Raw genomic sequence first — 22,884 nt, 5'->3', positions numbered from 1 at the left:
GTCCCCGCGAGGCCCAGGCGAGCGGCCCTGTGTGCGGTAGTGCGCGCACGACTCCCCCGGAGTTGGTTCCCCGTACGCCAGTCGCCGTGCGTACCGAGCACCTTAGCGGGCGAAGCACCCGGGAGGTTTCCGCGTCCACGATCCGAGCGACGATACAAAGGACGCCACCCATGTCACCCGCGTCACCAGCAGACGGACGATCGGAGACCCCGTGTCGAGAACAGCTGATGCCATCCGCTCCGCCGACGAACACAGCGCGCACAACTACCATCCCCTCCCGGTCGTCGTGGCCTCGGCGGAGGGCGCGTGGATGACCGACGTGGAGGGGCGGCGCTACCTCGACATGCTCGCCGGGTACTCGGCGCTCAACTTCGGCCACGGCAACCGGCGCCTGATCGACGCGGCCAAGGCCCAGCTGGAGCGGGTCACCCTCACCTCCCGGGCCTTCCACCACGACCGCTTCGCCGAGTTCTGCACCGAACTCGCCGCCCTGTGCGGCAAGGAGATGGTGCTGCCCATGAACACGGGCGCGGAGGCCGTGGAGACGGCGGTCAAGACGGCCCGCAAGTGGGGGTACGAGGTCAAGGGAGTCCCGGACGGCCAGGCCAAGATCGTCGTCGCGGCCGACAACTTCCACGGCCGGACGACGACCATCGTCAGCTTCTCCACCGACCACGACGCCCGCGACCACTTCGGCCCCTACACGCCGGGCTTCGAGATCGTCCCGTACGGGGACCTCACCGCGCTCTCCCGCGCCGTCACCGCCAACACCGTCGCCGTGCTGCTGGAGCCGATCCAGGGCGAGGCGGGCGTCCTGGTCCCGCCGCCCGGATACCTGGCCGGCGTACGGGAGCTGACGCGCGAGCGGAACGTGCTGTTCATGGCGGACGAGATCCAGTCGGGTCTCGGCCGCACGGGCAGGACCTTCGCGTGCGAGCACGAGGACGTCGTCCCGGACGTGTACGTGCTGGGGAAGGCGCTCGGCGGCGGTGTCGTGCCCGTGTCCGCCGTGGTCGCCGACCGCGACGTGCTCGGCGTGTTCCGGCCCGGGGAGCACGGCTCCACCTTCGGCGGGAACCCGCTCGCCTGCGCCGTCGCCCTGGAGGTGATCGCGATGCTGCGCACCGGCGAGTACCAGCAGCGCGCCACGGAACTCGGCGACCACCTGCACCGGGAGCTGAACCTGCTGGCCGGAGGCGGCGCGGTGACCGCCGTGCGCGGGCGCGGGCTGTGGGCGGGCGTCGACATCGACCCGGCGCGCGGCACGGGCCGGGAGGTCTCCGAGAAGCTGATGGGGCGCGGGGTCCTGGTGAAGGACACGCACGGGTCGACGATCCGGATCGCGCCGCCGCTGGTGATCTCCAAGGAGGACCTGGACTGGGGTCTGGAGCAGCTGCGCGCGGTCCTCGCCGCCGGCTGACGAGGGGCGGGGGTGCCCTGCCGGGCACCCCCGGGAGGATCAGAGGATGACGTGGGGCAGGAAGCGGGCGTACTCGTCCGTGACCGGGCCCGCGGACTCGCGGATGCCGAGTCCGGCCGCCTCCTCCTCGACCACCCACGCGCCGAGGACCACGCGGTTCCCGTCGAAGTCGGGCAGCGGGGCCAGCGCCTGGAAGACGTACGTCTCCCCCTCGGCCGGTACGAACGGCTCGCCGCCCGGCTCGTGCAGGCTGACCCCGGCGCCCTCCCGGCCCAGCAGGGGCTTGGCGGCGTAGCCGCCGGACCCGGCCAGCTCGCGCGGGCCGTCGAGGTAGGCGGGCAGCAGGTTCGGGTGCTCGGGGAAGAGCTCCCAGAGGATCGCCAGCAGCGCCTTGTTGGCCAGCAGCATCTTCCACAGGGGCTCGATCCAGGCGGTGGTGCCGGTGCCGCCGCCGTGGTCGTAGGTGCCCAGGACGTGCGGGCCGAACTCGTCCTCGACCAGCCACTCCCACGGGTAGAGCTTGAAGCAGGCCCGGATGAAGCGGAGCCGGTCGTCCACGAACCGGTTCGAGAGGCCGTCCCAGCCGATGGTCTCCACGGACAGGGCGTGGGTCTCGATCCCGGCCTGCTCGGCGGTCTCCTGGAGGTAGGCGACCGTCATCAGGTCCTCGCCGAGCTCGTCGGTCTCGGAGTGCGCGAAGTGCAGCGGGCCGGGCGGCAGGAGTTCGGCCTGCCGGCGCCAGGCGTCGACCAGCCGCTCGTGCAGGGAGTTCCACTGGTCGGCGCCGGGGAAGCGCTCCTCCATCCAGAACCACTGCGGGCTCGCCGCCTCCACCAGGGAGGTGGGGGTGTCGGCGTTGTACTCCAGCAGCTTGGCGGGGCTGCCGGAGCCGTCGTAGCGCAGGTCGAAGCGGCCGTAGAGGGAGGGCTGCTCGGCGCGCCTGCGCCAGGACTCGGCGATGAGCGCCGCGACCTTCGGGTCGGTGATGCCGAGGTCGGCGAAGCGGTCGTGCTCCACGATGTGGGCGGCCGCCGCCAGGCACATGGCGTGCAGTTCCTCGACCACGTTCTCCAGCGCCTCCACCTCGGGGAGGGAGAAGGAGTAGTACGCGCTCTCGTCCCAGTAGGGGCGCAGGGAGTCGTCGGGGAAGCGGGTGAGGGGGTAGATCAGGCCCTGCTCCTCGACGGTCTTCTGCCAGTCGGGGCGGGGTTCGATGGTGTGGCGCTCCACAGGGCCTCAGCCGCCGGAGGAGCTGGAGTGGCTGCCGCCGATGCCGCCGCGGGTGACGGCCGACTTCTCGAAGCTGCCGCCGGTCACCTTGCCGTTGCTGACGGTGCCGCCGTAGTAGTACGAGCCGCGGCCGCCGCTCTTGCAGTCCTTCATGTTGAGGTGTTCCAGCGTGGAGCGGGACGCGCAGCGCTTGTCGGGCTCGTCGCCGCCGGCGCAGGCCACGAGGGTGGCGGCGAGCAGGCCCATGCCGCCGAGGGCGACCGCGCCGGAGCGCATGCGTCGTCGGGTGGTGTCGCTGGTGTCCATGGCGAGCACCTTAGATCGGCCGGACGCGGGGATGGAATCCGGCCGTCGTCACACCCTTGTCACGGCGGCGGCCCTAGAGTCGGCTTTCGTGCTGATCGGAATGGTTTGCGCGCTGGGCGCGGCGGTGTGTTTCGGTACGGCCTCGGTCCTCCAGGCGATGGCGGCCCGGGCGGCGGCCCGGCCGGAGGGGGCGGCGGGCTCGGGGGTGGACGCCGCCCTGTTCCTGCGGGCGGTGCGGCAGTGGCGGTACGTGGCGGGGCTGGGGCTGGACGCGGTGGGCTTCGTGCTCCAGATCATCGCCCTGCGGAACGTCCCGATCTACGCGGTGGGGGCCGCGCTGGCGGCGAGCCTGGCGGTGACGGCGGTGGTCGCGGCGCGGCTGCTGGGGGTGCGGCTGTCGCGGCTGGAGTGGGGCGCGGTGGCCGTGGTGTGCGCGGGGCTGCTGATGCTGGGCCTGGCGTCGGGTGAGGAGGGGCACGGGGCCGGGACGCTCGCGCTGAAGCTGGGGCTGCTGGGGGTGGCGGGGCTGGTGCTGCTGGTGGGGGCGGTGTCCGGGCGGCTGCCGGAGGGCTCGCGCGCGCTGGTCCTCGGCCTGGCTGCGGGGACGGGCTTCGGGGTGGTGGAGGTGGCCGTCCGCCTCATCGACACGCTGTCCCTGCGGGAGCTGCGCAACCCGGCGCTGTACGCGTTGCTGCTGGGCGGGGCGGCGGCCTTCCTGCTGCTGACCTCCGCGTTGGAGCGGGGCTCGGTGACGGCGGCGACGGCCGGGCTGGTGCTCGGCGAGACGGTCGGGCCGGCGGCGGTGGGCGTGGCGTGGCTCGGCGACCGCCCCCGCGAGGGCCTGGCCTGGCTGGCCGTGACGGGTTTCGCGGTGGCGGTGGCCGGAGCGTTGGCGCTGTCGCGCTTCGGGGAGCCTAGGGAGTCCTGACGGCTCCCAGGAAGGCGGCGAAGGCGGGCGCGGAGAAGGTCAGCACGGGTCCGCCGTCGCCCGCCTTGGAGTCCCGGACGGGGACGGTGCCGGGGAGGTTGGTGGCGACCTCGACGCAGTCGCCGCCGTTGCTGCTGTGGGAGGACGTGAACCAGCGCGGTGCGTCGGGGGAGTTCGTCATGGGGCCTTGATACCCGCGACGAACGCCGCGAACGCCGCCGCCCGGAAGTTCAGCACCGGGCCGCCGGGGGTCTTGGAGTCCCGGACCGGGACGACACCGGGCAGGTTGGTGGCGACTTCCACGCACTGGCCGCCGTTGTTGCTGTACGAGGACGTGAACCAACGGGGGGTTTCGGTCGAGGTCGTCACGGGGTGCCCTTTCGCAACGTGCTGATCATGGCCACGGAAGCCGCCTGGGACAGCGCCTCTGCCTGGAGTTGATGATAGGCCGTCAAGATCGGCAGAACCGCAGTGCTTTCCCTTTCAAGGTAGCCCCGTTGGGCGGACTCGGCATACGACATGAGCGTGCGATCGGGCTGGGTGAGTACGGTCACCGGCAGGTCGAACGGTCGCCGCTCCCCCATGTCGAACGGTGCCACCTGGAGCACGGTGTTCGGCAGCTCCGCGAACTCGACGAGGTGCGCCAACTGCGCGTCCATGACGACGGGACCGCCGATGGGCCTGCGCAGGCAGCTCTCGTCGAGCACCACGAAGATCAGGGGCGCCAAGCGCCGCACGAGGGAGGCCTGACGGTCCGCCACCAGGGCGATCCGTTCGGCGGCCTGTTCCGGCGTGATCGCCCCACGCCTGACGGCGGATTCGGCGAGCACCGTCGCGTACTCCCGTGTCTGCAACAGCCCCGGGACCACACCGACCTCGTACAGCCGGATCTCCGCCGCCCGCCCCTCGTACCCCACGAATTCCGGGAAGCCCTCCAGCAGGCTGCCTTGCCGCATCTCCCGCCACTCGCGCTCGAACACGTCCCCGGTCCCCAGCGCCCTGTCCGCACTACGCGCGAACGGCAAAGTCGGCACTTTGCGACCAGTTTCCACACCCGAGACGTGGGTGCTCGAATACCCCATGCGCTCGCCCAGCTCGTCCTGCCGCCAGCCGCGCGTCACCCGCAAGGTGCGCAAGCGGGCACCGAAGGCGGCCTGCGGCGAACTCTCCGGGTTCAGTTCCTTGATGTTCACAGGGCTCCCACCAACTTCCTGTCCTCCCCTGACACGTTGATTGCTTCCCTGCGAAGGACCACGCTGAACCTGCCCGGTAGTTGCACGACTACGGAGAGGAGCGGCGGCATGGCCGACGACCGAAACGAATGGCGCCAGCGGTTCAGCAGCACCCGGCGGGGCGCACGCCTCGCCCGGCATCTGGCGGTGCTCGAACTGTGCCGGTGGGACTTCCCGCTCGGCGGGGACGAGTCCGACCGGGTGGCGCAGGTGGTCGCGGAGCTGGCGGCCAACGCCGTGACCCACGGCTCCGTGCCGGGGCGGGACTTCGAGCTCGGGCTGCGGCGGCTGGACGGGGTGCTGCGGGTGGAGGTGTCCGACGCGCACGCGGGACGGCAGCCCGACCTCCGCCCCGCCGGGGACGGCCACGGCTACGGGCTGCGGATCGTGGACGAGCTCTCCGACGCCTGGGGCGTCACCGGGCGGGTGGTCGGCAAGACCGTCTGGGCCGAGGTCGTCCCGCGGCGGCGGCCCGCTACGGGAGCGCGGCCGTGAGGGCTTGCAGGGTCGGGGTCCAGGCGCTGTCCACCGGGGTTCCGTAGCCGACCACCAGCGCCTCCCGCGCCGGCATCTCCGTCTCCGGGTGCCGGTACCGTTCCAGGCCCTCCACCGCCAGGCCCTGCCAGGCCGCGGCCTGGACGATCGAGCGCTCCGTGCCGGCCGGAAGGTCCAGCACCGCGTGCAGTCCCGCCGCGATCCCGGAGACGGGCACCTGCCCGCCCACCGCGGCGACCAGCTCGTCGCGTCGGCGCCGGTAGCGCAGCCGCATCGCCCGTACGTGCCGGTCGTACGCCCCGGAGGTGACGAACTCCGCCAGGGTCAGCTGGTCCAGCGCGCTCGACGTCCACTCGGCCGGCCCCTTCGCCGCCATCACCTCGTCCAGCAGGTCCGGCGGGACGACCATCCAGCCCATCCGCAGGCCCGGGGCGAGGGACTTGCTTGCGGTGCCCAGGTAGACCACCCGGTCGGGGTCAAGGCCCTGGAGCGCGCCGACCGGCTGGCGGTCGTAGCGGAACTCCCCGTCGTAGTCGTCCTCCAGGACCAGTCCGCCCGTGGTCCGCGCCCAGTCCACCGCCGCCGCCCGCCGCTCGGGGGTCAGGGCCGCCCCGGTGGGGAACTGGTGCGCCGGGGTCAGCAGGACCGCGCCGAGACGGGGGCCGAGTCCGGGCAGGTCCGTGGTGCGGGCCCCGGCCTCGTCCACCCACAGCGGGCGGGTACGCAGCCCGGCGCCGGTGAACAGGTTGCGGTGCAGGTCGAGGCTGTAGCCCTCGACGGCCATCTCCCGTACCCGGCGCCCCCGCAGCACCTGTCCGAGCAGCCGCGCGGCATGGACGAAGCCGGCGCACAGCACGATGCGGTCCGGGTCTGCGTAGACCCCGCGCGCCCGCGCCAGGTACCCGGCGAGCGCCTCGCGCAGCTCGATCCGGCCGCGCGTGTCGGTGCCGTAGCCGAAGGCCTCGTTCGGGGCGTCGGTCAGGGCCCGCCGGGCCGCCGCCAGCCAGGCGGCGCGCGGGAAGGCGCCCACGTCGGGCGAGCCGGGCACCAGGCTGTACGCGGGACCGCGGCGCGCGGGCCGGCGCACCCGGGGCGGGACCGGGGCGCGGCGGGGCCTGGCCCGTTCGGCCACACGGGTGCCGGAGCCCTGGCGGGCCGTCAGCCAGCCCTCGGCGACGAGCTCGGCGTAGGCCTCCGCGACGGTGTTGCGGGCGATGCCCAGGTCGGCGGCGAAGGTGCGGGAGGAGGGCAGCCGGGTGCCCGGCGCCAGCCGCCCGCTGCGGGCGGCCTCCCGCAGCGACTCGGTGAGCGCGGCCCGCAGGCCGCGTTCCCCCGCCGCCACCGAGGAGAGGTCCAGATGCAGGTCGGCGCCGTAAGTGGCCCACGAATCCGTCATGGATATGGACCATATAGGCGGGCCGTCCGATACGTACGGTGGGCCCATGAGCAACGAAACGAAGACCACGGAACTGGCCGCCGAGCACACCCCCCGCATGGAGCTGTTCAAGCTCGCCCCGGAGGCGTACAAGGCGGCCGTCGCCCTGGAGATCGCCTCGAAGAAGGGCCTGGACCCGGCCCTCGTCGAGCTGGTCAAGATCCGCGCCTCGCAGATCAACCACTGCGCGTTCTGCCTGGACATGCACACCAAGGACGCCCTCGCGGCGGGCGAGAGCGTCGAGCGGATCATCCAGCTCAGCGCCTGGGAGGAGTCGCGCCACTTCTACACGGAGAAGGAGGTGGCGGCGATCGAGCTGACCGAGGCCGTCACCGTGCTGACGGACGGTTTCGTCCCGGACGAGGTGTACGAGAAGGCCTCCAAGCACTTCGAGGAGGCCGAGCTGGCGCAGCTGATCATGGCCATCACCATGATCAACGTGTGGAACCGGATCGCCGTCACCACCCGGATGGTCCCCGGGCACTACACCCCGGCGTCGGTCAAGCACTGACCGCCCGCCCGCCCTCCCGCCGGCCGGCCGGGCGGTCAGTCCGGCCGGAAGGAGTCCGCGGCCGCCGTCAGGTTCGCGCGGGTCCTCGTGGCGTCGCCGGCCGGACCGGCCGCCAGCAGCGCCCACCGGTTGCCGTCCGGGGTGGTGACGATCCGCTCCATGCCCCGGCGGCGGCCGTGGGACTCCACGCTGTCGTACTCGTACACCAGCTCGCAGTCGGAAACGGCGACGGGTTCAACGGACACCTGCCGGTAGGCGGGGGTGTTGTCGCCGAGCCGCTGGGAGGACATCCGCAGCAGGTCGCAGGAGCCGGTGGAGGCGGGCTCGCTGATCCGGAAGATCTGGAGCAGCGCGCTGCGGTCGCCGCCCGACGGCCGGTAGAAGGCCCCGTTGCCCTGTTCGTCGTGGCTGGGCCCCCAACCGGCGGGGACGGCGACCGAGAAGCCGTCCCCGCTGCGCACCACCGTGAACCCGGGGGGCGCCGAAGGGCTCGGGGAGCCGCTGGGGGTGGGCCCGGCGGTTGACGGGGCGCCCGTGGAGGGCGTGCCGGGCGCCGGGGTGGCGGAGGCGGATGCCGAAGGGGCCGGAGGGCGGGCGTCGGCGGCGGGGTCGTCCTTGCCGCCGAGCAGCATCCACGCCGCGACGGAGGCTCCGCCGACGACGGCCGCGACCACCCCGACCAGCAGCGGGGCCCGCCACTTCCCGGCCTGCCCGGCCTCCTGATGCGGGGGCTCGGGCACGGGCGGAAGCGGAGGCCACGCCGTCTGGTACCCGGGGGCGGGCTGCGGCGGCAGCGGCGGGAGGCCCGCCCCGGAGGCGGGGCGGGTGTTCCACCCCTGCTGGGCGGGCTGCTCGTACCACTCGGGGGCGGGGCCGGGCCCGGCCCCGGCGACCTGGGTGACGTCCTCGGAGCCCGCCGGGGCGCCGGGCTGCGCGGGACGTCCGTAGTCGGCCGGCCACCCCGGACGCGCGGGGCCGCCCGCCTCCTCGCCGCCCGCCCGCTGCGGCCGCTCGGGCGGCTGCGCCGGGGCGTGCGGCTCCGGCCGGGCGGCGCCCGGCGGGGCCGTGGGCGGGGCCGGCGGCACGGGCGGGCGGGAGTGCTCCGGGCCGGCCGGGCGCTCCGGGCCGGCCGCCGGCTCCGGCCGGGCGGGATCCGGCGGGGCCGTGGGCGGGGCCGGCGGGACGGGCGGGCGGGAGTACTCCGGCCGGCCGGGGTGCTCCGGAGCGGCCGCGGGGTCCGGAGCACCCGGGCGTTCCGGCTCCGGGCCCGGTTCCCAGCGCTGCGTGCGCGGGTTCCACCAGGTGTCGTCGGGCGAGGACACCGCTCAGCCCCCCAGCGAGGCCAGCAGCCCGGCCAGTGCCGTGGCCGCGCTCACCGTCTCCACCAGCGGGGCCCACCGTTCCAGCGCTCCGCGCAGCCGCGCGGCCACCCCGGGCCGGATCTCCCCCGGCTGTTCCAGGTCGGCGGCCGCGTCCTCCAGTTCCGCGTCCAGCTCCCCGCGCCCGCTGCTGCGCGGCATCTGCACGAGTTCGACGCGCAGTGCGCGTACGGCCCTCAGCAGTTCCTCGCGGCTGGGCGGCCGGTCCTCCGGGGCGCCGTTGTGGACGGTGTTGGTGTTGTTGCTGCCGCCGATGCTGAAGGCGGCGTTGCTCACGTTGCCGATGTGGACCGGGCTCTCGTCGCCGTTACTTCCCACCGCTGCTCCCCTTGCCGCTCGTACCGCTCCCGGCGGTGTTGTGGTGGCCGGTGCCGCCGACGCTGAACGCGCTGTTGCTCACCGACTGGATGAAGGTGGCGCCCTCCGCCACGTGGACCGCGCGCTGCGCGAACTCCTCGGTGTGCCACCCCGCTTCGTGCAGGGCGACGGTGACCCCGTGGACCACCCGGTCCTGAATGGTCTTCAGGTACCGGTCGAGGTCCATCAGCTGGAACAGCGAGCCGTCCTCGTCCGCGCCGATCTCCCGCGCCGACAGCCGCGGCCCTTCCGGAAGGAGGCCGTCGTGGCGGCCGGTGACGACCTGCCACCAGGTCACGAGGGCCCGCAGGAGGCTGGAGGAGGAGCGCCAGAAGGAACCGGGGGTCTCGGCAAGGGCCTCGATCGCCTTCCCGTACCAGGCCTTGCTCAGGTAGCGCCGCGCGTCCGCGTCGGCGTTCTGGAAGAGGGTGCGCACGGGCAGCAGCACGTGCGGGGCCACCTCCAGCATCATCATGCCGCCCTGCGTGTGGACCCGTACGAACACGCTGACGACGAGGTTCTCGTCCCAGCCGCCGACCCGGATGCGCAGGAAGTGCCTGCGCAGCTCGCCGCCCTCCTCCACGGAGCCCTGGCGGTGGCCCGGGTACTGCTCGCGCGCCGAGCGGGCCCTGTCGCGGTGCGGCAGCCCGGCGACCGGCAGGAACACGCACTCGTCGACGACCAGCTCGCGCAGCCGGTCCCGTACGTCCGCCTGTGCCTGGAGCGAGCCGTGCAGGGACGGCACGCGCAGGGCGTGGAGCAGCGGCACGATGCGCCGCACGATCTCGGCGTTGGTGACGGGCTGCGGCTCGCGGCCGGCCCCCAGGTCCTCGCGGGGGCGCAGTTCGACGGACAGCTGCCAGGCCCGGTACCCCTCGCCCGCCCCCAGGAAAGGGCTGGTGGTGTTGTACATGATCAACGGGGCGTGCTGCTCGTCCAGGATCCGGTCGCGGACCCGGCCGAAGCGCGGGTTCTGTGTGACGGGATCGCCCGTCCGGCCGGCGTAGGCGCGCTGGTCCAGCTCCCTGGAGATGATGCGGGAGACGTACACGCGCCGGAGCGCGATCAGGGTGGCGATGCCCGCGAACACGAGGAGGGTCAGCCACAGGAAGAGGGGCGAGGAGTCGCCGACGCCGCTCGAACCGCGGCCGGCGCCGAGCCCGCCCGATCCGCCGAAGTCGTCGAACCCGCCCGCACCGCCGGAGCCCCCGAATCCGGTGCCGCCGCCGGACCCGCCCTCCTGCATCCAGCCGCCGAACGCGTACCTCAGGGACCGGCCCAGCTCGCCGCCGTCGGTCCAGGCCATCCAGAACAGGAAGAGGGTGCCGAGCAGCACCAGCCAGCCGAGGACCCGGGGGAACACCGACAGGAAGCGCATCCAGGGGTCCGGCCGGTCGCGGAGCCAGTTGGCGAAGCCCAGCAGCAGGAAGGGGCCGAGCAGCAGGGAGATCAGCCCGCTGGTCAGCGGGATCCCCACGAGCCAGGCGCCGATGATCCCGGCCGACCAGGCGAGCTCGACGCGCCGGGCGCGGAGCGCGTGGGCCAGGACCCGGGTGGCGTCGAAACCGTACGAGGGGGCGGCGATCCGCTCCTCGTGGACGTACAGCTCGTCGATCACCCGGTCGCGGAACGTGCCGTCGAGGTAGGTCCCCGCGCACAGGAGGCGGCCGGCCTCGCTTGTGGAGGGGTGGACCGGTGGGCGGCCGTTGCGCGGGTCCACCGGGGTGCTGCCGCCGGACTGAGGGGGAATCAGGTGGTCGGTCACCGGGCGACCTTATTTGCCCCCTACATGAACCGATAGGCCAATTCACGCCAAAGCGCCCCGGCCAGGTTTGACCGGGGCGCAAGGGTGTTCGCGGTGATCAGGCGAAGGGGTGAACCGCCTGATCAGCGCGGGTGGATCAGATCAGGCCGAGCCCGCGGACCGCGTCGCGCTCCTCGACGAGCTCCGCCACGGAAGCGTCGATGCGCTTGCGGGAGAACTCGTTGATGTCCAGGCCCTGGACGATCTCGTACTTGCCGTCCTTGCAGGTGACGGGGAAGGAGGAGATCAGGCCCTCCGGGACGCCGTAGGAGCCGTCCGAGGGGATGCCCATGGAGGTCCAGTCGCCGGCCGCGGTGCCGTTGACCCACGTGTGGACGTGGTCGATGGCGGCGTTGGCGGCGGAGGCGGCCGAGGACGCGCCACGGGCCTCGATGATCGCGGCGCCGCGCTTGGCGACGGTCGGGATGAAGGTCTCGGCCAGCCACTGCTCGTCGTTGACGACCTCGGCGGCGTTCTTGCCGGCGATCTCCGCGTGGAAGATGTCCGGGTACTGGGTCGCCGAGTGGTTGCCCCAGATGGTGAGGCGCTTGATCTCGGTGAGGTCGGCACCCGTGCGCTGAGCGAGCTGCGAGACGGCGCGGTTGTGGTCCAGGCGGGTCATCGCGGTGAAGCGCTCGGCCGGTACGTCCGGGGCGGCGGCCTGCGCGATGAGCGCGTTGGTGTTGGCCGGGTTGCCCACGACCAGGACCTTGATGTCGTCCGCGGCGTGCGCGTTGATCGCGGCGCCCTGCGGCTTGAAGATGCCGCCGTTGGCGGAGAGCAGGTCACCGCGCTCCATGCCCTTGGTGCGCGGGCGGGCGCCCACGAGGAGGGCGACGTTGGCGCCGTCGAAGCCCTGGTTCGGGTCGTCGAAGATGTCGATGCCCTTGAGCAGCGGGAAGGCGCAGTCGTCGAGCTCCATGGCGGTGCCCTCGGCGGCCTTCATGCCCTGCGGGATCTCCAGGAGGCGGAGCTTGACCGGCACGTCCGCGCCGAGCAGGTGGCCGGACGCGATGCGGAAGAGCAGGGCGTAACCGATCTGGCCGGCTGCGCCGGTCACGGTGACATTCACGGGAGTGCGGGTCATGGCCTTCTCCGTTAGACAGCTGGCGGTGGGGCGTCCCCGCCCCGTGTGCTGGTTCCCAAGTACTGGGGAGGACGCCACTTCCCTGTCCTGCGAATCTTGACGTGAAGAGACATCCGCCCGTCAGGCTATCCGACCCGAGGGGTCCCCAACCCCCCGGACCCTGTGGTCCACGGCACATGACCCCAGGGTTCGAAGGTACGAGCCCACCCACGACCTGTACTCCAGCCGGGGGAACCGCCTTCCCCAGGCCCCTTCGAGGGCCCGGGGACGCCGCGCCGCGCCGCACGGCTCCCCGGCGGGCGCGGCGGACGTCCCGTCAGCGGACGGTGAAGCGGACCGCGGTCTCCAGGAACGGCAGGTGCAGCACCGGCTTCGGCTCCATCACCAGCGCCAGCAGCGTGATCGCCACGCCCAGCACCCCGTACGTGACCATGTCGGTGAACCGGGAGCGCACCGCGAGCATCCCCACCGAGGGCAGGGCGCGCCGCAGCACCGCGGCCCCGATCAGGGCGACGCCGATGACGAGGCAGCCGACGCGCGGGTGCCCCATCGCCGTGGTCAGCAGCCCGACGGCGGTGGCGGCGAGGACGCTGAGCATCGGCCACTGGCGGGCGGGCGTGGACACGGCACCGGGGATGGCGCGGCCGGCGCCCTCGGGGCGGGCGGTGTCCTGGGTGACGGCGGGGAACCGCCGGGACTTCGCCACCGCCCGGGCGGGGGCACCGGCCGCCGCGCCGACGGCGGCCCGGTCCGTGCCCCCCGCGGCGCGGGCACCGGGCCGGCCCGTCCCGCCGGTCCCGTCGGCCGGGCCGGCCGTGCCGGTCCCTCCGGCCTCCCCGGTCCCGTTCGCGTCGTGCTCAGCCCGCACTGCCGGCCCGCTCCGCCGCCTCGACCACGTTCACCAGCAGCTGCGCCCGGGTCATCGGCCCGACACCGCCCGGGTTCGGGGAGATCCAGCCCGCCACCTCGGCCACGCCCGGGTGGACGTCCCCGACGATCTTGCCGTTCTCGTCGCGGCTGACGCCGACGTCGAGGACGGCCGCGCCCGGCTTGACGTCCTCCGGCTTCACCAGGTGCGGGACGCCCGCCGCCGCCACGACGATGTCCGCCTGGCGCAGCAGCCCGGCGAGGTCGCGGGTACCGGTATGGCACAGGGTCACCGTGGCGTTCTCGGACTTGCGGGTGAGCAGCAGCCCGATGGAGCGCCCCACGGTGATGCCGCGGCCCAGGACGACCACGTGCGCGCCGTTGATCTCGACGCCGTGGTGGCGCAGGAGTTCGACGATCCCGTACGGGGTGCAGGGCAGCGGGCCCTGCACGCCGAGCACCAGGCGGCCGAGCGAGGTCGGGTGCAGCCCGTCGGCGTCCTTGGCCGGATCCATCAGCTCCAGCACGCGGTTGGTGTCGATGCCCTTGGGGAGCGGCAGTTGGACGATGTAGCCGGTGCACGCCGGGTCGTCGTTCAGCTCGCGCACGACCGCCTCGATCTCCTCCTGGGAGGCCGTGCCGGGCAGTTCGCGGCGGATGGAGGTGATGCCGACCTCCGCGCAGTCCTTGTGCTTGCCGTTGACGTACCAACGGCTGCCCGGGTCGTCGCCGACGAGCAGGGTGCCGAGGCCGGGGGTGACGCCCCGCTCCTTCAGCGCCGCCACCCGGGCGGTCAGTTCGGATTTGATCGCGGCCGCGGTGGCCTTGCCGTCGAGAATCTGGGCGCTCATGAGGGCATCCTTCCGGATGGGGCGGCCCGGCTTCCACTCGGGCGGAGGCCGGAACGTGCTCTTCATTGCACTTGCACAACAAGTCTGGCCCGGCTTTGCAACCAACTGGACAAGGCCACTGCGGTCCCACCACGATGACGGACAGCAAGACGATCGCAATGAGTGCCGCGGGCAGTGCCGGGGGGCGTACCGCAGAAGCAAGTGTCCTCCAGCGTGCCGTGCGTCCCCGCACTTCACGGAGGAAAGACCCAGATGAGCTTCGGCGACCCGAACAACCCCTACGGGCAGCAGCAGCCGCCGCAGGGCCAGCCCGGCTACGGCTACCCGCAGCAGGCCCCGCAGGGCGTCCCGCCGCAGGGCCAGCCCGGCTACGGCTACCCGCAGCAGCCGCCGCAGCAGCCGTACGGCGTTCCTCCCCAGGCGCCCGGCACGCTCCAGGCCAACAACGGCTACATCAACGTCGCGGGCCTCGGCACCGTGCAGGTCGCCACGATGGGCCGCCGCTTCGGCGCCCGCGTGATCGACGGCCTGATCATCGGTGTCCTGTACTTCATCCTGAGCTCCGTGGTGTTCGCGGGCGCCTTCGGCGCGGCCAGCGACATCAAGGACTGCACGGGCATCGACCCGACGTCCCCGGAGTACAGCACCTGCCTCCACGAGGCGTCGACCCAGGCCGGCGAGGCCGCCGGCGGCATCTTCGCGGCCTTCTTCGGCGGTCTGCTCATCCTCGGTCTCGCCACCCTGCTCTACGAATGGCTGATGATCGCGTTCGTGGGCGCCACCGTCGGCAAGATGGCCCTCGGCCTGAAGGTCGTCAAGGAGAACACGGGTCAGGTCCCGGGCATCGGCGGCGGCTTCATCCGCTGGATCATCCCGATGGTCGGCTCTTTCCTCTGCGGCATCGGCCAGCTCCTGGTCTACCTCTCCCCCTTCTTCGACAACTCGGGCAAGCTCCAGGGCTGGCACGACCGTGCCGCGGGCACGATCGTCGTCAAGAAGTAAGCGACAGGCAGCAGACACCGTTCACGGCGAAGGCCGCCACCCGCTGGTGCGGGTGGCGGCCTTCGCCGTATCCGTGTCCGCGCCTCAGTGGAAGAAGTGGCGCGTACCGGTGAAGTACATGGTCACGCCCGCCTTCTTCGCGGCCTCGACGACCAGCTCGTCACGGACCGACCCGCCCGGCTGGACGACGGCCTTGACACCGGCGGCGGTCAGGATCTCCAGCCCGTCGGGGAAGGGGAAGAACGCGTCCGAGGCCGCGTACGAGCCCTGCGCCCGTTCCGCGCCGGCCCGCTCGACCGCCAGCTTCGCGGAGTCGACCCGGTTGACCTGGCCCATGCCGACGCCGACCGAGGCGCCGTCCTTGGCCAGCAGGATCGCGTTGGACTTGACGGCGCGGCAGGCCTTCCAGGCGAAGGCGAGCTCGGCCAGCTCCTCGGCGGAGAGGGCGTCGCCGGTGGCCAGGGTCCAGTTCGCCGGGTCGTCGCCCTCGGCCTGGAGCCGGTCGGTGACCTGGAGCAGCGCACCGCCGTCGATCGGCTTGACCTCGACGGGGTTGGAGGGGGCGCCCTCGGCCCGCAGCACGCGGATGTTCTTCTTGCGGGCGAGCACCTCGACGGCGCCGTCCTCGTACGCCGGGGCCACGATGACCTCGGTGAAGATCTCGGCGACCTGCTCGGCCAGCTCCACCGTCACCGGGCGGTTGACGGCGATGACGCCGCCGAACGCGGAGAGCGGGTCGCAGGCGTGCGCCTTGCGGTGCGCCTCGGCGACGTCGGCACCGGTCGCGATGCCGCACGGGTTGGCGTGCTTGATGATCGCGACGCAGGGGTCGGCGTGGTCGTACGCGGCCCGGCGCGCGGCGTCGGTGTCCGTGTAGTTGTTGTACGACATCTCCTTGCCGTGCAGCTGCTCCGCCTCGGCCAGGCCGCCGGTGCCGTCGACGTAGAGCGCGGCGCCCTGGTGCGGGTTCTCGCCGTAGCGCAGCACGTTCTTCCGCCCGTACGTGGCACCCAGGAAGTCGGGGAAGCCGGAGTCGTCGGCGGCGGCGTAGTCGTCGGCGAACCAGGAGGCCACGGCCACGTCGTACGCGGCGGTGTGCTGGAAGGCCTCGGCCGCGAGCCGCTTGCGGGCCGCGAGGTCGAAACCGCCGCCCTGGGCCGCCGCGAGGACGTCGGCGTAACGGGCCGGGCTGGTGACGACGGCGACCGACGGGTGGTTCTTGGCGGCGGCGCGGACCATCGACGGGCCGCCGATGTCGATCTGCTCGACGCACTCGTCCGGGGTGGCGCCGGAGGCGACGGTCTCCCGGAAGGGGTACAGGTTGACGATCACCAGGTCGAAGGGCTCCACGCCCAGCTCGGCGAGCTGGCGCTGGTGGTCCTCCAGGCGCAGGTCGGCGAGGATGCCGGCGTGCACGCGCGGGTGGAGGGTCTTGACCCGGCCGTCGAGGCACTCGGGGAAGCCGGTCAGCTCCTCGACCTTGGTGACGGGCACACCGGCCGCGGCGATCTTCGAGGCGGTGGAGCCGGTCGAGACGAGCGCGACGCCCGCCTCGTGCAGGCCGCGGGCCAGGTCTTCCAGTCCCGTCTTGTCGTAGACACTGACGAGCGCACGGCGGATCGGCCGCTGGGTCGCAGCCGTCGTCGTTTCGTTGGCGGTCACTGGATTGTTACCTTTCGTCCCTCAATGCGGTAGCCGTGCCGGGCCAGGCGCCCCACGACGTCGACGAGCAGCTGACGCTCGACTTCCTTGATGCGCTCATGGAGCGCGGCTTCGTCCTCCCCGTCCAGGACCTCCACGACACCCTGGGCGATGATCGGGCCGGTATCCACGCCGCTGTCCACGAAGTGGACCGTGCAGCCGGTGACCTTCGCCCCGTACGCGAGGGCGTCCCGTACCCCGTGCGCGCCGGGGAAGGCCGGGAGGAGGGCGGGGTGGGTGTTGATGAACCGGCCGCCGAAGCGGTCGATGAAGTTCTTGCCGACGATCTTCATGAACCCCGCGGAGACCACGAGGTCCGGCGCGTACGCGTCGGTCTGCTCGGTGAGGGCGGCGTCCCACTCCTCACGGCTCCCATATGCCTTGACCGGGCACACGAAGGTCGGGATCCCCGCCTTCTCGGCCCGTTCCAGACCGGCGATGTTCTCGCGGTCGGCCCCGACGGCGACGACCTCGGCACCGAAACCCTCGGCTCCGCCGGGGTGGGCGTCGATGGCGTCGAGCAGGGCCTGGAGGTTGGTGCCGGAGCCGGAAACCAGCACGACCAGGCGGGAGGCGGCCATGGGAGGCCCTTTCTCACAGGATTTTCGACGTTGGTCTTGTGTGGTCATACGAAACTTCGGGGTACCGATATACGGGGAACCATACGAAGCCACCGACCGCCTGCAACGATACCGGCACACGGGACCGCCCCCGAGGGACGGGGGGACGGGCGGGCGGTAGCGTCTGGCGTACAAGCCGCACGACCCGGCGCACGCCGGGTCACGACGTCCACTACTCCGTCCACGCCACAGGGGAAGTAAGCCACTAGATGCCGGACCGCCGTCAGCCCGACCCCTCCACCGACGACAACCCCTTCGCGGCGCCCCCGGAGGGCCGGCCCGACCAGCCGTGGCAGCCCCGGCAGCCGCAGCGCCCGCGCGACGGCGGCGGCCCGTCGGGGCCGTCGGGCCCGTCCGGCCCGAACCCCGGCCAGGAGCCCGGGGGGCCGGCCCGGTGGGACCCGATGGACCCGGTCCAGCGGCGGGCGCGGTACGCGATGCTCGCGGGCATGTGGGGGTTCTTCTTCGGGATCTTCGGGATCCCGTCGGTGGGTCTGCTGCTGGGGGCCCTGGCGATGTACTGGGGGATCAGCGCGCTGCGGGGCCGCCCCGCGACCCCGGCCGACCCCGCGAAGGGCACCCCGGCCCGGCCGGGCGGCCTCTCCGCCCTCGGCCCGGCGGCCCGGCCGCAGCGGGCGGCGGCGATCAGCGGGCTCGTCTCGGCGACGCTGGCCCTGCTGCTGGCCGGCACCTCGTACGGGCTGCAGCTGGCGTACAAGGACTTCTACGTCTGCCGCGAGGACGCGCTGACGCAGACGGCCGAGCTCCAGTGCAACACCCTCCTCCCGGACAACGTGGTGGGCAACGTCCTGAAGGTCCAGCGCTGACCGTCCGCGTCCCCGCTGCGCGGGACACCCTCCCCGCCCGTTCCCCAGGGCTCCGCCCCGGCCCACATTCAGCCCCGCCGGCGTTTGAGGCGCGGGGTCCGGGGCGGAGCCCCGGGGAACGGGCGAAGGGCGGGGCGGGGAGACGGCTCCGCGCAGCGGCCCCCCGGCCCCGCTCAGCCCTCCGGACGCCGCCGCACGAGCACCCGCGCCCCCACCACCCCCGGCGCCAACACCCCGCCCTCCGCCACGCCCTGACCGCCCGGAACCTCCGCGGCACCGCCGACCGACTCTCCGCCCGGCCCCGCCGAAACCCCGGGAGCCTGCGGAACACCCGGAGCGCCCGGGGCGGCTGGAGCCGTCGCGGCGGACGGAGCACCCGGCCCGGACGAAACCCCGGTGGCCGCCGGAACCGCCGCCGGCCCCGGAGCGGCCGGAGCCCCCGCTGCCCCCGGGGCAGCCGGAGCCCCCGGGGCAGCCGGAGGCGGAGGGGCAGCCGGAGGCGGAGGGGCAGCCGGAGGCGGAGGGGCGGTCGGAGGCGGAGGGGTCCCGGGGGCAGGGGGGACCAGGGGGAGGGCCGCCTCCTTCAGCGCCGCCCACCTCAGCTCCCGCACCCCGGAGTCGTGCCACGCATCCCCCGCACCCCCGCCCGCCGGCCGGTTCCGTACCCCGTGCACCCCCACCGCCACCGGCACCGCCAGCACCAGCACCCACCCCGCCGCCGCGGCCCCCGTCTGCCACCACACCGGCCCGAACGCCGCCAGCGCCCGCGTCCCCAGCGCACCCGCCGACGCCGCCGCCAGCCCGGCCATCGCCAGCCCGCACACCACCGCCCCCAGCGCCGCCGTCAGCGCGGTCTCCCCGTACGAGACCTCCCGGGCCCGCCGCACCGCGAGCCACCCCACCACCAGCCCCGCCGCCACCGGCACCCCGGCCGCCGCCCACGTCAGCGGCGTCCCCGGCCCCTCCGGCGGCAGCGCCGCCAGCAGCGGGAACCTCGGCAGCGCCGCCGCCCCCTCGAAGCCCAGCGGCGTGGCCGTCGCCCCCGTCCCCACCGCGAACCCGGGCCCCAGCCCGTACGCCGCGCCCCACACCGCCGCGTTCGGCACCAGGGTCACCGCCAGCAGCAGCACCGCGAACCGCCCCGACCACACCCCGGTCAGCGTCAGGAACGAGGACTGCACCTCCCCCGCGTGCCACACCAGCGACGCCCCGACCAGCACCGTGCCACCGCCCAGCAGGACGAGCACCCCCGCCGCCCCCGACCGCAGCGCCAGCGCGTACCGCGGCCGGGCCGCCGCCCTGCGCACGGCTCCCGGGACCCAGCCCGGCAGCGGCCCGGCCGGCCGCCCCTTCGCCGTCCACACCCCGGCGCCCGCCGCGAACACCGCCACCAGCGGCAGGTGCCAGGCGGCGCTGATCGGGTCCGCGGGCATCGGGCCGCCCGCCGCGTACAGCGTGGCCAGCGCGCCCACCCCGAGGTAGCCGCAGAGCACGGCGGAGAACACCGCGCTCGCCGGCAGCACCTCCTCGGACTCCGCCTCCACCCCGACGCCGACGCCCACGCCGACCCCGGAGGCACTGCCCAGCCGCGCCGCCCGCCGCATCAGCAGCACGGGCAGCGCCACCAGCAGCAGCGGTGTCACCCCGACGGGCGCGGGCACCCCGGACAGGGTGTCGTAGCGGACGAGTTCGGTCCCGTGGGCCATCAGCCACAGTCCGGCGGCGAGGTGCAGCGCCCCGCCGGGGCCGCTGTCGGGATAGGGGGAGCTGATCCACAGCACGATCACGAGCACGGCCAGGAAGCCGAGCCCCAGTCCGGCGGCCACGGCGCCGCCGAGCACACAGGCCGCCGCCGCGGGTGAACGGCGCGGCGCCCGGGCCTGCGGGGCCGCCGGCAAAGGGGCCCCGCGTTCGATCACTTGGGTCACACCGTCATGGTGCCAACGACACGCGCTATGGGTGGGTAACAGGCGATTGTCCGTTGTGTCGCCCAATATACGTTTATGTACTTTATCGCCCAGTGCTGTGCTGCCAGGTCGCGGGGAGTGTGACATGACGCCAGACGTCGAGACGGGCTCCTGCTCGGAGCGGGGCCTGCCGCCCCCCAAAGAGCGGCGCCGGCTGCGCGAGTCGGGCGAACTGACGCACGAACAGGTCGCGACGGAGCTGGGGGTCAGCCCCGGCACCGTCCGCTCTTGGGAAACGGGCCGCACGGAGCCGGGTGCGCGCACGCGTGCCGCGTACGCGGACCTGCTGGACCGTCTCGCGCGCGCGGGCGCGAACCGCTCCGCAGGCCCGAACACCCGGCCCGGACGCGCCGCGAAACGCGCCCCGAAGCCCCCTTCCACCCCGCCCCGCCCCACGACCCGCCCCCACTTGCCCACCACCCCGGAACCCACCGCCCCGGAAGCCACCGCCCCGGTACGGGACGCCCCGGAACCCGCCGCCCCGGTGCGGGACGCCTCGGTGCGGGACGCCTCGGCGGAGCCGACGGCGCCGGAGCCGGCCGCGGCCGAGACCCCCGCACCGCACCCCGGGCCCCCGCTGCCCGCCGCGGTCACCCCGGTGCCCACCGCCCCACCGGCGCCGCCCGCGCCCGCCCCCGGCCCGCCGCAACCCGCGCCGGCACGCGCCGCTGCGGACGTCCCGCAGCCGGCCGCCGACGCCCCGCCCGACCCCGCGACGGGCGGTGCGGCGTCAGCCGGGCACGGCGGCACCGGCCCGCACCCCGAGCCGCCCGCCGCACCGCGCCAGCCGCCCGTCGCGGTCACCCCGGTGCCCACCGCCCCACCGGCGCCGCCCGCGCCCGCCCCCGGCCCGCCGCAACCCGCGCCGGCACGCGCCGCTGCGGACGTCCCGCAGCCGGCCGCCGACGCCCCGCCCGACCCCGCGACGGGCGGTGCGGCGTCCGCCGGGCACGGCGGCACCGGCCCGCACCCCGAGCCGCCCGCCCGAGTCCCCGCGGACGCGGGGCCCGGGGCGGACCCCGGCCGGCCGGCGCCCGGCAGGGCGGGGCGGGTGGTGCGGCCGCGGGGGCCCGCCGAGGCGTTCGACTCGCTCTACGCCTACTCCGCCCCCGCACTCGTCCGCCAGGTCTACCTGCTGACGGGCCGTCGCAGCCTCGCGCAGGAGTCCGTGGAGCGGGCGTTCCGTCAGGCCTGGGCGCAGTGGCCCGAGGTGGCCACCGACCCCGATCCCGTCGGCTGGGTCCGCGCCGCTGCGTACGAGTACGCGCTCTCCCCCTGGCGGCGGCTGCGCCGCGCCCACCGGGCCCTCGGCCGCCCCGACAAGGCCCCGGCCGACCCCAACGACCGCATCCTGCTGGGCGCCCTCCTCGCCCTGCCGCCCGCGCACCGCCGGACCGTGCTGCTCTACGACGGCGTCGGCCTCGACCTGCCCGACACGGCCGCCGAGACCGAGGCCAGCACCCCCACCACCGGCAACCGGCTGCTCCACGCCCACGCCGACCTCGCCGCCCGGCTCCCCGGGCTGGCCGGCGTGCCCCCGCAGGAGCAGTCGGCCGTGCTGCGCGAATGGCTCGGCGCGGTGCGGCCCGCCGTACCGCTGGAGCCGCCGCCGGCGGCCACCGTCCGCACCCTCAGCGAATACCGCGCCCGCCGCTGGGCGCGGGCCGCGCTCGTGCTGACGGCGGTGATCGCCGCCACCACCGGGTACACCACCGTCACCGCGCCGGACCACTACGTGGCACCGGTCCCGGCGGGCGTCAGCGTCTCCGGGGTGCCGCCGCTCAGCGGTCCGCCGAGGCTGACCGAGACCAGCCGGGTCCTGCAGGACAAACTCCGCGACCATCCCGCCGCCGGCCCCCGCCGGATCCACCCGACGCTGGAGTGACCGGGCGGCCCGGGCCGTGAAAAAGGGCGTGGCCCGCACCCCCGAGGGGTGCGGGCCACGCCCGTACGTCCGTACCGCTACCGCTTACTTCGCGCCTTCGAGGATCTCGCGCGCGAGCTTGGCCGTCTCGGTCGGCGTCTTGCCGACCTTGACGCCGGCGGCCTCAAGGGCCTCCTTCTTGGCCTGTGCGGTGCCAGAAGAGCCGGAGACGATGGCGCCGGCGTGGCCCATGGTCTTGCCCTCGGGGGCGGTGAAGCCCGCGACGTAGCCGACGACCGGCTTGGTGACGTTCTTCGCGATGAAGTCCGCCGCACGCTCCTCGGCGTCGCCGCCGATCTCGCCGATCATGACGATGAGCTCGGTCTCCGGGTCGGCCTCGAAGGCCTCCAGGGCGTCGATGTGCGTGGTGCCGATGACCGGGTCGCCACCGATGCCGACGGCGGAGGTGAAGCCGATGTCGCGCAGCTCGTACATCATCTGGTAGGTCAGCGTGCCGGACTTGGACACGAGACCGATCTTGCCGGGCTTGGTGATGTCGCCCGGGATGATGCCGGCGTTGGACTGGCCGGGGGTGATCAGACCCGGGCAGTTCGGGCCGATGATGCGGGTCTTGTTGCCCTTGGCGGTCGCGTACGCCCAGAAGGCGGCGGAGTCGTGCACCGCGATGCCCTCGGTGATGACGACGACCAGCGGGATCTCGGCGTCGATGGCCTCGATGACGGCGCCCTTGGCACCGGCCGGCGGGACGAAGACGACGGAGACGTTGGCGCCCGCCTTCTCCATCGCCTCGGCGACCGTGCCGAAGACCGGGACCTCGGTGCCGTCGAAGTCGACGGTGGTGCCGGCCTTGCGCGGGTTGGTACCGCCGACGATGTTGGTGCCGTCAGCCAGCATCAGCTTGGTGTGCTTCATGCCCGTGGCACCGGTCATGCCCTGGACGATGACCTTGCTGTCCTTGTTGAGGAAGATAGCCATGTGAG

General features: G+C 73.9%; 23 protein-coding genes and 1 riboswitch. Of the genes, 7 read left to right on the top strand and 16 right to left on the bottom strand.

The window, feature by feature from the left end; all coding sequences use genetic code 11:
- Nucleotides 1–4: 4 nt before the first annotated feature.
- Nucleotides 5–95: riboswitch (ZMP/ZTP riboswitch) on the bottom strand.
- 116 nt (nucleotides 96–211) lie between these two features.
- Nucleotides 212–1,420 carry an ornithine--oxo-acid transaminase gene (rocD, locus tag B4U46_RS21855; RefSeq protein WP_079429391.1) on the top strand — a complete coding sequence of 403 codons (1,209 nt, stop codon included), beginning with the start codon at nucleotides 212–214 and terminating at the stop codon, nucleotides 1,418–1,420.
- A gap of 39 nt (nucleotides 1,421–1,459) precedes the next feature.
- Here the strand turns inward: rocD and B4U46_RS21850 are convergent, their stop codons facing one another.
- Nucleotides 1,460–2,650, bottom strand: a complete 1,191-nt coding sequence (locus tag B4U46_RS21850; RefSeq protein WP_079429390.1) for a glutathionylspermidine synthase family protein — start codon at nucleotides 2,648–2,650, stop codon at nucleotides 1,460–1,462.
- 6 nt (nucleotides 2,651–2,656) lie between these two features.
- Nucleotides 2,657–2,956, bottom strand: coding sequence for a hypothetical protein (locus B4U46_RS21845; RefSeq protein WP_079429389.1), 300 nt, complete (start codon nucleotides 2,954–2,956; stop codon nucleotides 2,657–2,659).
- 100 nt (nucleotides 2,957–3,056) lie between these two features.
- Here B4U46_RS21845 and B4U46_RS21840 point away from each other — a divergent pair, with 100 nt between their 5' ends.
- Nucleotides 3,057–3,884, top strand: a complete 828-nt coding sequence (locus B4U46_RS21840; RefSeq protein ID WP_079431910.1) for a hypothetical protein — start codon at nucleotides 3,057–3,059, stop codon at nucleotides 3,882–3,884.
- Here B4U46_RS21840 and B4U46_RS21835 read toward each other — a convergent pair.
- Genes B4U46_RS21835 through B4U46_RS21825 form a run of 3 tightly spaced genes read right to left on the bottom strand, consistent with a single transcriptional unit; the run spans nucleotide 3,871 to nucleotide 5,077 of the window.
- Nucleotides 3,871–4,065: a DUF397 domain-containing protein gene (locus B4U46_RS21835; protein ID WP_079429388.1), complete on the bottom strand. Its 195-nt coding sequence runs from the start codon at nucleotides 4,063–4,065 to the stop codon at nucleotides 3,871–3,873. The genes B4U46_RS21840 and B4U46_RS21835 overlap by 14 nt on opposite strands.
- Nucleotides 4,062–4,253, bottom strand: coding sequence for a DUF397 domain-containing protein (locus B4U46_RS21830; protein ID WP_079429387.1), 192 nt, complete (start codon nucleotides 4,251–4,253; stop codon nucleotides 4,062–4,064). The genes B4U46_RS21835 and B4U46_RS21830 overlap by 4 nt, the downstream gene beginning before the upstream one ends.
- Complete coding sequence (locus tag B4U46_RS21825) at nucleotides 4,250–5,077, bottom strand: helix-turn-helix domain-containing protein (RefSeq protein WP_079429386.1); 828 nt, start codon at nucleotides 5,075–5,077, stop codon at nucleotides 4,250–4,252. Before B4U46_RS21825 ends, B4U46_RS21830 begins: the two co-directional genes overlap by 4 nt.
- A gap of 108 nt (nucleotides 5,078–5,185) precedes the next feature.
- Here B4U46_RS21825 and B4U46_RS21820 point away from each other — a divergent pair, with 108 nt between their 5' ends.
- Entirely contained in the window at nucleotides 5,186–5,611 is a 426-nt protein-coding gene (locus B4U46_RS21820) for an ATP-binding protein (RefSeq protein ID WP_079429385.1), read from the top strand.
- Here the strand turns inward: B4U46_RS21820 and B4U46_RS21815 are convergent.
- Nucleotides 5,592–7,007, bottom strand: a complete 1,416-nt coding sequence (locus B4U46_RS21815) for a PLP-dependent aminotransferase family protein (RefSeq protein ID WP_079429384.1) — start codon at nucleotides 7,005–7,007, stop codon at nucleotides 5,592–5,594. The two genes, B4U46_RS21820 and B4U46_RS21815, sit on opposite strands and share 20 nt — an antisense overlap.
- Before the next feature lie 46 nt (nucleotides 7,008–7,053).
- Between B4U46_RS21815 and B4U46_RS21810 the strand changes: the two genes are divergently transcribed.
- A complete protein-coding gene (locus B4U46_RS21810; protein WP_079429383.1) occupies nucleotides 7,054–7,557 on the top strand; it encodes a carboxymuconolactone decarboxylase family protein in 504 nt (167 codons plus the stop codon).
- A gap of 35 nt (nucleotides 7,558–7,592) precedes the next feature.
- Here the strand turns inward: B4U46_RS21810 and B4U46_RS21805 are convergent, their stop codons facing one another.
- From B4U46_RS21805 to B4U46_RS21780, 6 genes are all read right to left on the bottom strand, one after another.
- Nucleotides 7,593–8,879, bottom strand: a complete 1,287-nt coding sequence (locus B4U46_RS21805) for a hypothetical protein (protein WP_079429382.1) — start codon at nucleotides 8,877–8,879, stop codon at nucleotides 7,593–7,595.
- Between the two features lie 3 nt (nucleotides 8,880–8,882).
- Nucleotides 8,883–9,254: a hypothetical protein gene (locus tag B4U46_RS21800; RefSeq protein WP_079429381.1), complete on the bottom strand. Its 372-nt coding sequence runs from the start codon at nucleotides 9,252–9,254 to the stop codon at nucleotides 8,883–8,885.
- Nucleotides 9,244–11,058 carry a hypothetical protein gene (locus B4U46_RS21795; RefSeq protein WP_079429380.1) on the bottom strand — a complete coding sequence of 605 codons (1,815 nt, stop codon included), beginning with the start codon at nucleotides 11,056–11,058 and terminating at the stop codon, nucleotides 9,244–9,246. The genes B4U46_RS21800 and B4U46_RS21795 overlap by 11 nt, the downstream gene beginning before the upstream one ends.
- Before the next feature lie 136 nt (nucleotides 11,059–11,194).
- On the bottom strand, nucleotides 11,195–12,184 hold the full coding sequence (locus B4U46_RS21790; RefSeq protein ID WP_079429379.1) for a malate dehydrogenase: 990 nt from the start codon (nucleotides 12,182–12,184) through the stop codon (nucleotides 11,195–11,197).
- A gap of 316 nt (nucleotides 12,185–12,500) precedes the next feature.
- A complete protein-coding gene (locus B4U46_RS21785; RefSeq protein WP_079429378.1) occupies nucleotides 12,501–13,052 on the bottom strand; it encodes a DUF3017 domain-containing protein in 552 nt (183 codons plus the stop codon).
- A complete protein-coding gene (locus B4U46_RS21780) occupies nucleotides 13,042–13,902 on the bottom strand; it encodes a bifunctional methylenetetrahydrofolate dehydrogenase/methenyltetrahydrofolate cyclohydrolase (protein ID WP_079429377.1) in 861 nt (286 codons plus the stop codon). Before B4U46_RS21780 ends, B4U46_RS21785 begins: the two co-directional genes overlap by 11 nt.
- Nucleotides 13,903–14,154: 252 nt before the next feature.
- Here B4U46_RS21780 and B4U46_RS21775 point away from each other — a divergent pair, with 252 nt between their 5' ends.
- Nucleotides 14,155–14,904: an RDD family protein gene (locus tag B4U46_RS21775; protein ID WP_079429376.1), complete on the top strand. Its 750-nt coding sequence runs from the start codon at nucleotides 14,155–14,157 to the stop codon at nucleotides 14,902–14,904.
- A gap of 84 nt (nucleotides 14,905–14,988) precedes the next feature.
- Here B4U46_RS21775 and purH read toward each other — a convergent pair whose 3' ends face one another.
- Together purH and purN are read right to left on the bottom strand one after the other, a co-directional pair.
- The gene (gene purH / locus B4U46_RS21770; RefSeq protein WP_079429375.1) at nucleotides 14,989–16,566 is read right to left on the bottom strand and encodes a bifunctional phosphoribosylaminoimidazolecarboxamide formyltransferase/IMP cyclohydrolase; all 1,578 of its coding nucleotides are present in this window, start codon (nucleotides 16,564–16,566) and stop codon (nucleotides 14,989–14,991) included.
- Entirely contained in the window at nucleotides 16,563–17,186 is a 624-nt protein-coding gene (purN, locus tag B4U46_RS21765; protein WP_079429374.1) for a phosphoribosylglycinamide formyltransferase, read from the bottom strand. Before purN ends, purH begins: the two co-directional genes overlap by 4 nt.
- A 248-nt stretch (nucleotides 17,187–17,434) precedes the next feature.
- Between purN and B4U46_RS21760 the strand changes: the two genes are divergently transcribed.
- On the top strand, nucleotides 17,435–18,052 hold the full coding sequence (locus B4U46_RS21760; RefSeq protein ID WP_079429373.1) for a hypothetical protein: 618 nt from the start codon (nucleotides 17,435–17,437) through the stop codon (nucleotides 18,050–18,052).
- Nucleotides 18,053–18,225: 173 nt separating this feature from the next.
- Here B4U46_RS21760 and B4U46_RS38370 read toward each other — a convergent pair whose 3' ends face one another.
- Nucleotides 18,226–19,980: a DUF6350 family protein gene (locus tag B4U46_RS38370; protein WP_123995434.1), complete on the bottom strand. Its 1,755-nt coding sequence runs from the start codon at nucleotides 19,978–19,980 to the stop codon at nucleotides 18,226–18,228.
- Between the two features lie 124 nt (nucleotides 19,981–20,104).
- On the opposite strand from B4U46_RS38370, the gene B4U46_RS39190 reads away from it, so the two are divergent.
- Nucleotides 20,105–21,904: a helix-turn-helix domain-containing protein gene (locus tag B4U46_RS39190; protein WP_079429371.1), complete on the top strand. Its 1,800-nt coding sequence runs from the start codon at nucleotides 20,105–20,107 to the stop codon at nucleotides 21,902–21,904.
- Between the two features lie 84 nt (nucleotides 21,905–21,988).
- On the opposite strand, the gene sucD is transcribed toward B4U46_RS39190, so the two are convergent.
- Nucleotides 21,989–22,879, bottom strand: coding sequence for a succinate--CoA ligase subunit alpha (sucD, locus tag B4U46_RS21745; protein WP_079429370.1), 891 nt, complete (start codon nucleotides 22,877–22,879; stop codon nucleotides 21,989–21,991).
- Nucleotides 22,880–22,884: the final 5 nt, after the last annotated feature.

The organism is Streptomyces katrae (assembly GCF_002028425.1).
Taxonomy (GTDB): Bacteria; Actinomycetota; Actinomycetes; order Streptomycetales; family Streptomycetaceae; genus Streptomyces; species Streptomyces katrae_A.
This window is presented reverse-complemented; position numbering and strand designations above follow the sequence as displayed.